Source organism: Methylobacterium aquaticum (assembly GCF_001043915.1).
Taxonomy (GTDB): Bacteria; Pseudomonadota; Alphaproteobacteria; order Rhizobiales; family Beijerinckiaceae; genus Methylobacterium; species Methylobacterium aquaticum.
Genome location: NZ_LABX01000103.1, coordinates 57087 through 69303, shown reverse-complemented (window position 1 = coordinate 69303; position 12217 = coordinate 57087). Strand labels below are relative to the sequence as shown.

12 protein-coding genes are annotated in these 12217 nt (G+C 71.4%); 6 read left to right on the top strand and 6 right to left on the bottom strand.

The features are described from left to right. Nucleotides 1-110 precede the first annotated feature (110 nt). Nucleotides 111-650, bottom strand: a complete 540-nt coding sequence (locus VP06_RS14200; protein WP_048464425.1) for a c-type cytochrome — start codon at nucleotides 648-650, stop codon at nucleotides 111-113. A 318-nt stretch (nucleotides 651-968) separates the two neighbouring features. Here VP06_RS14200 and VP06_RS14195 point away from each other — a divergent pair, with 318 nt between their 5' ends. Beyond that, nucleotides 969-1712: a 3-deoxy-manno-octulosonate cytidylyltransferase gene (locus VP06_RS14195; RefSeq protein WP_048464424.1), complete on the top strand. Its 744-nt coding sequence runs from the start codon at nucleotides 969-971 to the stop codon at nucleotides 1710-1712. Between the two features lie 18 nt (nucleotides 1713-1730). Next, complete coding sequence (locus tag VP06_RS14190) at nucleotides 1731-2585, top strand: prephenate dehydratase (protein ID WP_048464423.1); 855 nt, start codon at nucleotides 1731-1733, stop codon at nucleotides 2583-2585. Nucleotides 2586-2697: 112 nt separating this feature from the next. Here the strand turns inward: VP06_RS14190 and grpE are convergent, their stop codons facing one another. Together grpE and VP06_RS14180 are read right to left on the bottom strand one after the other, a co-directional pair. After that, on the bottom strand, nucleotides 2698-3309 hold the full coding sequence (gene grpE, locus VP06_RS14185) for a nucleotide exchange factor GrpE (RefSeq protein ID WP_048464422.1): 612 nt from the start codon (nucleotides 3307-3309) through the stop codon (nucleotides 2698-2700). A 58-nt stretch (nucleotides 3310-3367) separates the two neighbouring features. Next, nucleotides 3368-6217: a [protein-PII] uridylyltransferase gene (locus VP06_RS14180; RefSeq protein ID WP_048464421.1), complete on the bottom strand. Its 2850-nt coding sequence runs from the start codon at nucleotides 6215-6217 to the stop codon at nucleotides 3368-3370. 226 nt (nucleotides 6218-6443) lie between these two features. On the opposite strand from VP06_RS14180, the gene VP06_RS14175 reads away from it, so the two are divergent. The 4 genes from VP06_RS14175 to VP06_RS14160 all read left to right on the top strand — a co-directional run bounded on the left by VP06_RS14175 (nucleotide 6444) and on the right by VP06_RS14160 (nucleotide 9686). Then, nucleotides 6444-7433 carry an aliphatic sulfonate ABC transporter substrate-binding protein gene (locus tag VP06_RS14175; RefSeq protein WP_048464420.1) on the top strand — a complete coding sequence of 330 codons (990 nt, stop codon included), beginning with the start codon at nucleotides 6444-6446 and terminating at the stop codon, nucleotides 7431-7433. 5 nt (nucleotides 7434-7438) lie between these two features. Beyond that, the gene (locus VP06_RS14170) at nucleotides 7439-8308 is read left to right on the top strand and encodes an ABC transporter permease (RefSeq protein ID WP_048464419.1); all 870 of its coding nucleotides are present in this window, start codon (nucleotides 7439-7441) and stop codon (nucleotides 8306-8308) included. Beyond that, nucleotides 8309-9091, top strand: a complete 783-nt coding sequence (locus VP06_RS14165; RefSeq protein WP_048464418.1) for an ABC transporter ATP-binding protein — start codon at nucleotides 8309-8311, stop codon at nucleotides 9089-9091. It abuts the gene before it with no gap. An 85-nt stretch (nucleotides 9092-9176) separates the two neighbouring features. Beyond that, the gene (locus VP06_RS14160; RefSeq protein ID WP_048464417.1) at nucleotides 9177-9686 is read left to right on the top strand and encodes an OsmC family protein; all 510 of its coding nucleotides are present in this window, start codon (nucleotides 9177-9179) and stop codon (nucleotides 9684-9686) included. Nucleotides 9687-9987: 301 nt separating this feature from the next. Here VP06_RS14160 and VP06_RS14155 read toward each other — a convergent pair whose 3' ends face one another. Genes VP06_RS14155 through VP06_RS14145 form a run of 3 tightly spaced genes read right to left on the bottom strand, consistent with a single transcriptional unit; the run spans nucleotide 9988 to nucleotide 12196 of the window. Next, complete coding sequence (locus VP06_RS14155) at nucleotides 9988-10770, bottom strand: ABC transporter ATP-binding protein (RefSeq protein ID WP_048464416.1); 783 nt, start codon at nucleotides 10768-10770, stop codon at nucleotides 9988-9990. Between the two features lie 14 nt (nucleotides 10771-10784). After that, nucleotides 10785-11495, bottom strand: coding sequence for an ABC transporter permease (locus VP06_RS14150; RefSeq protein WP_048464415.1), 711 nt, complete (start codon nucleotides 11493-11495; stop codon nucleotides 10785-10787). Continuing rightward, a complete protein-coding gene (locus VP06_RS14145) occupies nucleotides 11492-12196 on the bottom strand; it encodes an ABC transporter permease (protein ID WP_048464414.1) in 705 nt (234 codons plus the stop codon). Before VP06_RS14145 ends, VP06_RS14150 begins: the two co-directional genes overlap by 4 nt. Nucleotides 12197-12217: the final 21 nt, after the last annotated feature.

The following is a 12217-nucleotide window of genomic DNA, read 5'->3' as shown; positions in this document are numbered from 1 at the left end:
GGGCTCCCGCCCGGCCTGGTGACGCAAAAACGGCCGGGCTCCCGCCCGGCCTGGTGTGACACCCGTCGCGTCCGCCCCGATCGGGGTTTGGGCAATCAGGGTTTGGGCAATCAGGGTTTGGGGAAGTCGACCGGCTTGTCGGAGAGGGTGCGCAGATAGGCCAGGATGTCGGCCCGCTCGGCGCCCGACGGCACGCCCGCGAAGGCCATGATGGTGCCCTGCACGAACGCCTTCGGCCCATGGATGAAGTGGTCCAGGTCCTCGTAGGTCCAGTCGCCACCCTTGGCCTTCATGGCCGCGGAGTAGTTGAAGCCCTCGTGGCCGCCCTTCGGCCGGCCGACGATGCCGTAGAGATCCGGGCCGACCTTGTTCGGGCCGCCCTTCTCGAAGCTGTGGCAGGCCATGCACTTCTTGGCCGCGGCCTGGCCCTTGGCGGCGTCGGCGCTGGCGAGGCGCACGGGTAGCGGCTCCTCCTTGGCGGCGGCGGGGGCCGCCGCGGCGGCATGCTCCTCGGCGGCCGGCAGCGCGTAGCCGCGATCGCCCGCCGGCTTCGGCTTGTAGATCAGCTCGGCCAGGAAGCCCGTCCCCATCGCGAGGAGCAGGGCGCCGAGCACTGCGCCGGCGATCTTGTTAAGCTCGAAGGAATCCATGTGTCGGCAGCTCCGATGCTCCGGTGAGCAGGGGCGATTCGAGAAGCGGCCCGTCGCCTTGCCGCTCCGAAGGTCCGCCGGTGCTTAGCCGTTCTGCGACACCGTTGACAATGGCTCTAAACATCGTCGGTTCGTCGCAGAGCGCCGGCGTGTGGACGGAGCCACGGTGCCCGGCCGGCTCCCCGCCATGATCCCCGCCATGATCCCCGCCATGACAAGCCCGACCGGCGCTGCTAAGAGCCGCGGCTTGTCAGAGCCGCGACCTGCCGGACATCCCGTCATCCCCAGGCCGTCTCCCGCACAGACCGAAATCCCCGCATGTCCGATCCCCTCGTCCTGATCCCCGCCCGCCTCGCCGCCACCCGCCTGCCCGAGAAGCCGCTGGCCGACATCGCCGGCGCGCCGATGATCGTGCATGTCTGGCGCCGGGCGATCGAGGCCGGCATCGGCCCGGTGGTGGTCTGCACCGACACGGCCGCGATCGTCGAGGCGGTCGAGGCGGCGGGGGGGCTGGCGGTGATGACCCGGCCCGACCACCCGTCCGGCTCCGACCGCCTGGCCGAGGCCCTGGCGGTGATCGACCCGGAGGGGCGCCACGACGTGGTGGTGAACGTGCAGGGCGACCTGCCGACCATCGATCCGGCGGCGATCGCCGCCTCGGTCGCGCCGCTGGCCGACCGGGCGGTCGACATCGCGACGCTCTGTGCCGTCATCACCCGGCCCGAGGAGCGGACGGAGCCCAGCGTCGTCAAGCTGGTCGGCTCCGAGATCGCCCCTCGGCGGCTGCGGGCGCTCTACTTCACCCGCGCCACCGCGCCCTACGGCGACGGTCCGCTCCTCCACCATATCGGCCTCTACGCCTATCGCCGCCGGGCGCTCGAGCGCTTCGTGTCGCTGCCGCCGAGCCCGCTGGAACGGCGCGAGAAGCTCGAGCAGCTGCGCGCGCTGGAGGCCGGCATGCGGATCGACGCCGTGGTGGTCGACGACGTCCCGCTCGGCGTCGACACGCCGCACGATCTCGACCGCGCCCGGGCCATCCTGGCCGCCCGGCGCCTGAACTGACCCCCGAAAGCTGTCACGATGAACCGAACGATCTCCTACCAGGGCGAGCCCGGCGCCAACTCGCACATCATCATTCAGGACACCTATCCGGACTGGACGCCGCTGCCCTGCGCCACCTTCGAGGACGCGCTGACGGCGGTGCAGGACGGCTCGGCGGCCTTGGGCATGATCCCGATCGAGAACTCGATCGCCGGCCGCGTCGCCGACATCCACCACATGCTGCCGGCCTCGGGGCTGCACATCGTCGGCGAGCAGTTCCTGCCGATCCACTTCCAGCTCATGGCCCTGCCGGGCGTGCGGCTCGACGAGATCCGCACCGTGCACAGCCACGTCCATGCCCTGGGCCAGTGCCGCAAGATCATCCGGCGCCTCGGCCTGAAGGCGGTGGTCGCGCCCGACACCGCCGGCGCCGCCCGCCAGGTCGCCGAGGCCGGCGACCGCACCCGCGCCTCGCTCTCGCCGCGGCTCGCCGGCGAGATCTACGGCCTCTCCATCCTAGAGGAGGATGTCGAGGACGAGGCCCACAACACCACCCGCTTCGTCGTGCTCGCCCGCGAGCCGGTCCTGCCGCCCCCGGACGAGGGCCCGGCGGTGACGAGCTTCGTCTTCCGGGTGCGCAACATCCCGGCCGCGCTCTACAAGGCGCTCGGGGGCTTCGCCACCAACGGCGTCAACATGACCAAGCTCGAGAGCTACATGGTCGAGGGCCAGTTCACCGCGACCCAGTTCTACGCCGAGGTCGATGGTCACCCGGAGGAGCCCGCCTTGCGTCGGGCGCTCGACGAGCTGGCCTATTTCTCCAGCGCGTTCCGGATCATCGGGACCTATCCGGCCCACCCGTTCCGCGAGAGCGCCCGGCCGCCGGCGGAGTGATCCGCCCGACATCGCCGTTTCGGACATCGGGGCCGTTTCGTGCATCGGGCCGCCTCCCGCCAGGGAGGCGGCCCGATGCCTCTCGATCTCTTTGACGAGGACGGGCCCCGGCTCACGCCTCGGCGGGCTTCGCCTCGGCCCTCGGGCCGCCCTTCGCCACGCCGACCAGCGCCGGGCGCAGGACGCGCTCGCCGATGACGTAGCCCGACTGCACCACCTGCACGACCGTGCCGGAGGTCACATCGGGGTTGGGCACCTCGAACATCGCCTGGTGCAGGTTGGGGTCGAAGCGCTGGCCGTGCGGATCGACCCGCTTCACGCCGTGGCGCTCCAGGGTCTTGATCAGGTCGCGCTCGGTCAGCTCGATCCCGTCGACCAGGGCCTTGAGCGCCCCGTCGGCATTCGCCCGGGCGTCGGCCGGCACGGCTTCGAGGGCGCGGCGGACATTGTCGGCGGCGTTGAGCATGTCGCGGGCGAAGTTCGTCACCGCGTAGGTGCGGGCATCGGCCACCTCGCGCTCGGTGCGTCGGCGCAGATTCTCCATGTCGGCCAGCGTGCGCAGCAGCTTGTCCTTGAGGTCGAGCTTCTCGGCCTCGAGCGCGGCGATCGCGTCGGCGGTGGGCGCGGCCTCCGGCGCGGAGGCGGGAGCGCCCTCGGCAGCCGCGGGCGCATGACCCCGAGGCTCCTGGGCCCGCGCGGCGTTCTCCGTGTCGTTCGGCGTCATCGTCAATCCGAAAAGGGTGTCTGGGAGTGCCCCGATATCAGGTGGAAGCCCGGCGAAATCAAGCTTCGCCGGCGCCCGGGGCCGGCGGGCTCGCGTCGTCCTTAAGGGCTCCCTTGGTGCCGGCCCGGCGGCCCCGGTCGGCACGGGGCAGGTCGGCCTCGAACACCGCCATCACGGCCCGGCGGATCGTCGCCTGCCGGTCGGGCTGGGTCACCTTCGTGCCGGTGAGGTCGGTGACGTAGAACACGTCGACCGCCCGCTCGCCGAAGGTCGCGACATGGGCCGAGGTGATGTTGAGGTTGAGCCGCCCCAGCGCCGTGGTCAGGTCGAAGAGCAGGCCCGGCCGGTCGAGGCCGGAGATCTCCAGCACGGTCTCGCGGGCCGAGAGCGCGTTGTCGATCGACAGGTCGGGGGCGACCTGGAAGGTGCGCGGCCGGTCCTTCACCGGATGCTTGTCGGCGACGAGATCGGCGATGCGGATCTCGCCCTTGAGCGCGCGCTCGATCGCGGTGGCGATGCGGCCGGCCCGGCGCATCTCGTCCTCGTCACGCTCGAAGGCCCGCGACAGGGTGATGGTGTCGAGGACGAATCCGTCGGCGGTGGTGAAGATCTGCGCGTCGACGATGTTGCCGCCCGCCGCCGCACAGGCGCCGGTGAGGATGGCGAGCAGCCGCGGATGGTCGGGGGAATAGACGCAGAGCTCGGTCACGCCCCGCGACAGGTCGGTCTCGAAGGTGGTGGCGACGGTGTGGCCGGCCGCCGCGGCCGCCCGGATGAAGTGGGCGTTCTTGAGCTGGCGCCCGGCATCGACCTTGAGCCAGTAATGCGGGTAGTGCCGGGCCGCGTAGGTGTCGAACTCCTCGGCCGTCCAGTCGGTGAGCTGCTCGCGCAGGCGCATCTGGATCAGCCGCACCCGGTCGGTGCGCGGGATCTCCGAGCGGCCGCCCGACAGGACCATCTCGGTCTCGTAGTAGAGGGTGCGCAAGAGCGTCGCCTTCCAGGCGGTCCAGGTGCCGGGGCCGACCGCCTTGATGTCGGCGATGGTGATGACCAGCAGCAGCTTCAGCCGCTCCAGACTCTGCACCACGCCCGCGAAGGTCTCGATGGTCTTGGGGTCCGAGAGGTCGCGGCTCTGGGCGGTCATCGACATCAAGAGGTGGTGCTCGACCAGCCAGGCGACGGTGCTGGTCTCGGCGGCATCCAGCCCGAAGCGCGGCCCGAGCTTGCGGGCCACGGCCGCGCCGGCGATCGAATGGTCCTCCTTCCGGCCCTTGGCGATGTCGTGCAGGAACATCGCCACGTAGAGGGCGCGGCGGTTCTGGATCGTGCCGACGATGCGGTGGGCCAGCGGATGCTCGTCCTCCAGCTCCCCGGCCTCGATCTTGGCCAGCACCCCGAGCGAGCGGATCAGGTGCTCGTCCACCGTGAAGTGGTGGTACATGTTGAACTGCATCATCGCGACGATGCGGCCGAAATCCGGCACGAACCGTCCGAGCACCCCGGTCTCGTTCATGTGCCGCAGGACCGTCTCGGGGGCGTTCTGCGAGGTGAGCAGCTCGATGAACAGACGGTTGGCCTCCGGGTCGACCCGCACCATCGGGCCGATCAGGGCGAGCGACCGGGTCGCCAGCCGGCTGGCATCGGGGTGGATCGCGAGGTCGTGCCGGTCGGAGAGCCAGAACAGCCGGATCAGGTTGACCGGATCGCGCTCGAAGGCGGCGTCGTCGCGCACATCGAGCCGGCCGGTATGGATACGGAAATCGTCCGCCTCCAGGGCGGGGGCGCGAAAGTGCTGCTTGAAGCGGCGCAGCCAGCGGTCGAGCACCGGCGGGCGCTTGGCATGGCGCGCCTCCATCTCGGCGCAGACGATGGCGGTGAGGTCGCCGACATCCTTGGCGATCAGGAAATACGCCTTCATGAACCGCTCGACCGCGGCGAGGCCGCCACGGGCGCCGTAGCCCAGCCGCTCGGCGATGCGCGGCTGCAACCCGAAGGACAGGCGCTCCTCCGCCCGCCCGGTGACGAAGTGCATGTGGCAGCGCACCCGCCACAGGAACTCGTCGCAACGCTCGAACAGCCGGAACTCGTCGGGCGTGAACAATCCGGCCTCGACCAGGTCCTCGGCCCGCTTCACCCGGAAGGTGTACTTGGCGATCCAGAACAGGGTATTGAGGTCGCGAAGCCCGCCCTTGCCGTCCTTGACGTTGGGCTCGACGAGGTAGCGCGACGCGCCGCTCTTCTGGACGCGGGCGTCGCGCTCCTTGAGCTTCGCCTCGACGAACTCGGCCGCCGTGCCCTGCACCACCTCACGGTCGAAGCGGGTCTCCAGTTCGTCGAACAGGGCGCGGTCGCCGAACAGGAAGCGCGATTCGAGCAAAGCGGTGCGGATCGTCATGTCGCCCCGGCCCTCGCGCAGGCAATCGGCGACCGAGCGGGTGGCATGACCCACCTTCAGCTTGAGGTCCCACAGCACGTAGAGCATCGCCTCGACGACGCTCTCGCTCCAGGCGGTCTGCTTGTAGGGCAGGAGGAACAGGAGATCGATGTCGGAGCCCGGCGCCAGCAGGCCGCGGCCGTAGCCGCCGGTCGCCACCACGGCGATCTGCTCGCCCGAGGTCGGGTTGTCGGAGCGGTAGAGCCGCTTGACCACCGCGTCGTAGATCGCCCGGATCACCGCATCCATCTGGGCGCAGATCAGCCCGGCGCAGGCATGGCCGTCGCGCTCGGCGAGGAGGCGGCGCTCGGCCTCGGCGCGGCCGGCCTCGATGATGCGGCGCAATTCCGGCACCAGCCGCTCGCGCAGGCGGACGGGATCGCTCAGGGACTGGTCGATGCCGGCCAGCAACGCCCGCAGGGCGACGTCGGTGTCGGACGGATCGAGGACGGTATCGGACACGGTAGCGGACATGGCAGCCGAGCAGGAAGGAGGGAGTCGCGGCCGGATCCCGTCGCGTCGGTTCCTGTTTCGCATCAGGCCCGCGGAAAGCCAACGCTTGCGGGCTCCGTCTGGAGAGGCGTTCGACACGACGAGCCAATCCGCTTCGTCGACCGGATCGTTTGACACTCCGAACGGCACGCCCTAGCTTCCCGGCCGGCCACCCGCGACCGACGGACCGGCCAGCCAGGGAGAGACGATGCGCTTCCACCGCCGCGCGCTGATCGCAGCCGCTCTTGGGGCTTCCTTCGGAGCCGCGTGCCTCGCCACGCCGGCGCTGGCGCAAGCCGCCAAGGAACCCGCCAAGGAGGTGCGCCTCGACTGGGCGACCTACAACCCGGTGAGCCTCGTCCTCAAGGAGAAGGGCCTGATCGAGAAGGCTCTGGCGCCCCAAGGAATCACGGTGCGCTGGGTCCAGTCGCTGGGCTCGAACAAGGCGCTCGAATTCCTCAATGCCGGCTCGATCGATTTCGGCTCGACCGCCGGCGCGGCGGCCCTGCTGGCGCGGATCAACGGCAACCCGATCAAGGCGGTCTACGCCTTCTCGCGCCCGGAATGGACCGCGCTGGTGACCCGGCCGAAGACCGGCATCACCGCCGTCAAGGACCTGAAGGGCCGCCGCGTCGCGGTGACCCGCGGCACCGACCCGCACATCTTCCTGATCCGGGCCCTGCGCGGCGCCGGCCTGACCGAGCGCGACGTGAAGCTGGTGCTGCTCCAGCACCCGGACGGGCGCACGGCTTTGGACCGCGGCGACGTCGATGCCTGGGCCGGCCTCGACCCGATCATGGCGGCGGCCGAGATCGAGAACGGCGACGTGCTCTTTCACCGCGATGCCGCCGCCAATACCTGGGGCATCCTCAACGTCCGCGAGGATTTCGTCAGGCAGAACCCGGACCTGACCCGCACGGTGCTGGCGGCCTACGAGGAGGCCCGGAAAGCGGCGTTGGCCGACCCGAAGGAACTGACACGCATCCTGGTGGCGGCGACGAAGCTGCCCGAGCCGGTGGTGGCGCGCCAGCTCGAACGCACCGACCTGTCGCAGCCGGTCATCGGCAAGCTCCAGGCCGAGACGATCCTCGATGCCGGCACCGCGCTCCTCGATGCCGGGGTGATCCCGGCCGGCACCGATGTCGGCGCGGCGGTCCAGGCCCTGATCGACCCGCGCTTCGGGCCGGCGGCGCAGTAGCGGCGATGGAGGCGAGCCCGCTGCCCGTCGCGGACGCGCCGGAGGGACGCGCCGCGCCGCGACTCTCGTGGCGATCATTACCGAGATCCTCGCGCCCGCCCGGCGGCCGGGCGCTCACCGGGCTCGTCTTGCCGCTCGTCTTGCCCCTCGGGCTGGCCCTCGGCTGGGAGGCGGCGGTGCGGGCGGGGCTGGCGCAGGGACGGCTGGTGCCGCCGCCGAGCCGGGTGCTGGCCACCCTCTGGGGGCTCGCGGAGAGCGGCGAGCTGTGGACCCACGTTCTCGCCAGCCTGACCCGGGTCGCGGCGGGGTTCGGCTTCGGGGCGCTCGCCGGCATCGCCGTCGGGGCCCTCACCGGCACCCTGCCGCTCGTCCGGCGCCTCGTCGATCCGAGCCTCCAGGCCGTGCGGGCGATCCCCTCGATCGCCTGGGTGCCGCTGTTCATCCTGTGGTTCGGCATCTTCGAAGCCTCGAAGATCACCCTCATCGCGGTCGGGGTGTTCTTCCCGGTCTATCTCGGGGTGGCGGGCGCCATCGCGGGGGTCGACCGCAAGCTCGTCGAGGTCGGCCGGGTCTTCCGGCTCTCGCGCCCGGCTCTCGCACGGCGCATCCTGCTGCCGGCGGTGCTGCCGGCGACCCTGGTGGCCCTGCGCACGGGCCTGGGCCTCGGCTTCATGTTCGTGGCGGCGGCCGAGCTGCTCGGCGCCTCGGAGGGCCTCGGCTATCTCCTCCTCGACGGCCAGCAGCTCGGCAAGCCGGACCAGATCGTCGCGGCGATCCTGGCCTTCGCGGCCCTCGGCAAGCTGTGCGATGCGGTGCTCGTCGGCCTGACCTCGCCCCTGGCGCGCTGGCAGGACACCGCGCGGGACACCCTGTAGATGCTCAGTCTCGACCGCTTGTCGAAAACCTATGCCGATGGCACGCGGGCGCTCGCCGACCTCTCGCTCGAGGTGCGGGCCGGCGAGATCGTGGCGCTGATCGGCGGCTCGGGCTGCGGCAAGACCACGCTGCTGCGCCTGATCGCCGGGCTCGACCGGGCGAGCGCCGGTGGCATCCGCCTCGACGGCGAGGCGATCGCGGCGCCGCATCCGGGCGTCGGCATCGTCTTCCAGGAGCCGCGGCTGCTGCCCTGGCTCAGCGTCGCCGAGAACGTCGCCTTCGGCCTCGCCAGCCTGCCCAAGGCGGAGCGCCGGGCCCGGGTGGCGCATGCCCTGGAGCGGGTCGGCCTCGCCGAGCATGCCGGGCGCTGGCCCCGCGACCTGTCGGGCGGCCAGCAGCAAAGGGTGTCGATCGCCCGCGCCTTCGTGGCCGCCCCGAAGGTGCTGCTCCTCGACGAGCCGTTCTCGGCCCTCGACGCCCTGACCAGGGCCGGGCTGCACCGCCACCTGCTGGCCCTGTGGGAGGAGAGCCGGCCGACCGTGCTCCTCGTCACCCACGACGTCGCCGAGGCGGTGGCGCTGGCCGACCGCGCCGTGGTCCTGCGGCCGAAGCCCGGCCGGATCGACGACACGATCCCGCTTCCCTTAAGCCGCCCGCGCCAGCCTTCCTCGCCCGGCAGCGAGGCCGCCGCCCGCGCGATCCTGGCGAGCCTCGACCGTTCGCTGCGCCCGGAGGGCGAGCCCGGCCGGGCCAAGCCCGACGCCTCGGCCCTCTGGTGGTGAGGTGAGCCACGGGTGAGGTCCGGCCTCTGGCGAGCGGCCGGGACAGGATGCTAAGCCGGTCCCCCTCAACAGGGAGACCCACGCCATGGACGCCACCGAACTGCGCTCGCTCCAGGCCCCGATCAAGGACCGCTACCGCGGCGATCCGGAGGCGGCCGTCATCACTCTCAAGGCGCAAGGCTCCCTCGACGACGACGGCATCGCCTGCAAGGTCGAGACCGGCCGGGCGCTGGCGGTGGCGGGCCTGCACCCGGCGAGCGGCGGATCGGGTGCCGAACTCTGCTCCGGCGACATGCTGCTCGAAGCGCTGGTCGCCTGCGCCGGCGTCACCCTGAAGGCGGTGGCGACCGCCCTGGAGATTCCTCTGCGCAAGGGGCTGGTCAAGGCCGAGGGCGATCTCGACTTCCGCGGCACGCTCGGCGTCGACAAGGGCGCGCCGGTGGGCTTCCGGTCGATCCGGCTCGCCTTCGAGGTCGAGACCGACGCGCCGCAGGAGAAGCTGGATCAGCTTCTCAAGCTGACCGAGCGCTATTGCGTGGTGTTCCAGACCATCAACCAGAAGCCGCAGCTGGATGTGGTGATGGCGCGGACCTGACCTGCACCGGCCGAAGCGCGGAGCGATCGACGCCGGCCTCTCCGCGATCGGGATGCTCGCTCCTCCGATCGGCCCATGATGCTGCCGCATCGATTCGATCTCGGGCAGGCCCGAGCGATGCCCCGAAACGATCTCGGGCAGGCCCGAGATCGAGGAGGCCGATGGCCCATCTCGAATTGTCGATGCCAAGCCCGGAAGTCCGGCACCTTGGGCTTGCCGACAATTCGAGAGCGGAACCAAAGGTCGTTTTCGTTCGACCGTTGGTCCCAGCTCCCGCCCGTCCCGGTGCGGTCGACCGCGATCACTCCCCCCGCGCCAGGAACTGCCGGAACCGCTCCGAACGCGGGTCGGAGAAGACCTGATCCGACGGCCCATCCTCCAGGATCCGGCCTTCGTGCAGGAAGACCACCCGGTGGGCGACGTCGCGGGCGAAGGCCATCTCGTGGGTGACGACCAGCATGGTGCGGCCCTCCTCGGCGAGCGCCCGCATCACCCGCAACACCTCGGCGACCCGCTCGGGGTCGAGGGCGGAGGTCGGCTCGTCGAAGAGCAGGACGCGGGGGTGCATGGCGAGCGCCCGGGCGATGGCGGCGCGCTGCTGCTGGCCGCCGGAGAGGTGGGCCGGGTAATGGTCGCGCTTGTCGGCGATGCCGACCTTGGCGAGCAGCCCCTCGGCCTCGGCGATGCACTCGGATTTTTTGCGGCCCAGGACGTGGACCGGCGCCTCGATCACGTTCTCCAGCACGGTGCGGTGGGACCAGAGGTTGAAGCTCTGGAACACCATGCCGACCCGGGAGCGGATGCGGTCGATCTGGGCACGGTCCGCCGGCACCCGGCCGCCGCGGCGTGCCCGCCAGGCCACCGCCTCGTCGCCGACCACGACCTCGCCGGCCTCCGGCACCTCGAGGAGGTTGATGCAGCGGAGCAGCGTCGACTTGCCGGAGCCGGAGGAGCCGAGGATCGCCACCACCTCGCCCTCGCGGGCCGAGAGCGAGACGCCGCGCAGGACCTCGAGGCGGCCGAAATGCTTGTGCAGGTCGCGGACCGCGACGGCCTCGGGACGCAGGGGCGAGGGGGCCAGCATGGCGGAGTCCAGGGTCAGGCGGGGCGGATCGCCGGGCGCGGGCGCAGGTCCGGCGACAGCCAGGCCTCGGCGAGCCGCAAGAGCCCGATGATCACGAAGGTGAGGGCGAGGTAGAAGGCGCCGGCGCAGACGAAGACCTCGAGCGCCCGGAAGGTCTGGGCGATCAGCTTCTGGGCGAGGCCGGTGATCTCCATGAGCGTGATCGTGGAGGCGAGCGAGGTCGCCTTGACCACCGAGATCACCTCGTTGCCATAGGCCGGCAGGGCCTGGCGGGCGGCGAGCGGCAGGGTGATCCGGCGAAACAGGAGGAGCCGCGGCATGCCGCAGGCCCGCCCCGCCACCAGGGCCCCATAGGGCACCGAGAGGACCGCCCCGCGAAAGATCTCGGCCGTATAGGCGCCGGTATTGAGGGCGAGCGCCAGGAGGGCGCACCAGTACGGCTCGCGGAAGAAGGTCCACAGGCCCCAGGCCTGGAGGGTCGGCCGGAACTGGCCGAGGCCATAATAGATCAGGAAGATCTGCACGAGCAGCGGCGTGCCGCGGAACACGAAGACGTAGAGGCGGGCGAGCCAGTCGGCCGGGGCGACGCCCGAGAGCCGGCCCCAGGCGGCGAGAGCCGCCAGCACGCCGCCGAGAGCGACCGAGCCGGCGGTGAGGCTCAGGGTGAGGGGCACGCCGCGGAGCAGCGCGCGGATGGTCGATTCGAGGAACGCGACGTCGATCATCGGGTCCCCCGGCGGGCATGGGCCTCGGCCCTCGAAAAACCCCAGGTCGAGAGCGAGGTGATGGCGAGGTAGAGGGCGCCGGCCGCGAGGTAGAAGGTGAAGGGCTGGCGGGTCGAGCCGGCGCCGACCTGGGCCTGGCGCAGCAGCTCGACGAGGCCCGTGACCGAGACGAGCGCCGAATCCTTGAGCAGGATCTGCCAGACATTGCCGAGCCCGGGCAGGGCGTCGCGGGCGACGAGGGGCGCCACGACCCGGCGCAGGATCAGCCCGCGATGCATGCCGACGGCCCGGGCGGCCTCGATCTGCCCGCGGTCAAGGGCCAGATAGGCGCCGCGAAACACCTCGGCCTGATAGGCGCCGGAGATGATCCCGAGGGCCGCGACGCCGACCGCGAAGGCCGGCACCCCGACGAAGCCGGTGACGCCGAACAGACCCGCGAGGGAGCCCAGAGCCGCGCTGCCGCCGAAATACAAAAGGTAGATCACCAGCAGGTCGGGCACGCCGCGCAGGAGCGTGGTGTAGCCGTCGGCCGCGAGCCGCAGGGGCAGGAGGCCGGAGAGCTTGGCGCCGGCCGCGAGGCCGCCGAGCACGGCGCCGAGCAGGAAGCCGCACAGGGCTAAGCCCAGCGTGGTGCCGGCGGCCAGCAGCAGCGCGCCGCCCCAGCCGCCGGGGCCGAAGCCGAGAAGGGTGAAGGCGCTCACGCGGGTCCGGCCCCTGGTCGG

What these genes read in the sequence shown, in the direction of transcription:
- VP06_RS14155 (WP_048464416.1), bottom strand. Translation starts at nt 10,770, where the DNA reads ATGCTGGCCCCCTCGCCCCTGCGTCCCGAGGCCGTCGCGGTCCGCGAC.
- VP06_RS14170 (WP_048464419.1), top strand. Translation starts at nt 7,439, where the DNA reads ATGGAGGCGAGCCCGCTGCCCGTCGCGGACGCGCCGGAGGGACGCGCC.
- VP06_RS14200 (WP_048464425.1), bottom strand. Translation starts at nt 650, where the DNA reads ATGGATTCCTTCGAGCTTAACAAGATCGCCGGCGCAGTGCTCGGCGCC.
- VP06_RS14190 (WP_048464423.1), top strand. Translation starts at nt 1,731, where the DNA reads ATGAACCGAACGATCTCCTACCAGGGCGAGCCCGGCGCCAACTCGCAC.
- VP06_RS14165 (WP_048464418.1), top strand. Translation starts at nt 8,309, where the DNA reads ATGCTCAGTCTCGACCGCTTGTCGAAAACCTATGCCGATGGCACGCGG.
- grpE (WP_048464422.1), bottom strand. Translation starts at nt 3,309, where the DNA reads ATGACGCCGAACGACACGGAGAACGCCGCGCGGGCCCAGGAGCCTCGG.
- VP06_RS14180 (WP_048464421.1), bottom strand. Translation starts at nt 6,217, where the DNA reads ATGTCCGCTACCGTGTCCGATACCGTCCTCGATCCGTCCGACACCGAC.
- VP06_RS14195 (WP_048464424.1), top strand. Translation starts at nt 969, where the DNA reads ATGTCCGATCCCCTCGTCCTGATCCCCGCCCGCCTCGCCGCCACCCGC.
- VP06_RS14160 (WP_048464417.1), top strand. Translation starts at nt 9,177, where the DNA reads ATGGACGCCACCGAACTGCGCTCGCTCCAGGCCCCGATCAAGGACCGC.
- VP06_RS14150 (WP_048464415.1), bottom strand. Translation starts at nt 11,495, where the DNA reads ATGATCGACGTCGCGTTCCTCGAATCGACCATCCGCGCGCTGCTCCGC.
- VP06_RS14175 (WP_048464420.1), top strand. Translation starts at nt 6,444, where the DNA reads ATGCGCTTCCACCGCCGCGCGCTGATCGCAGCCGCTCTTGGGGCTTCC.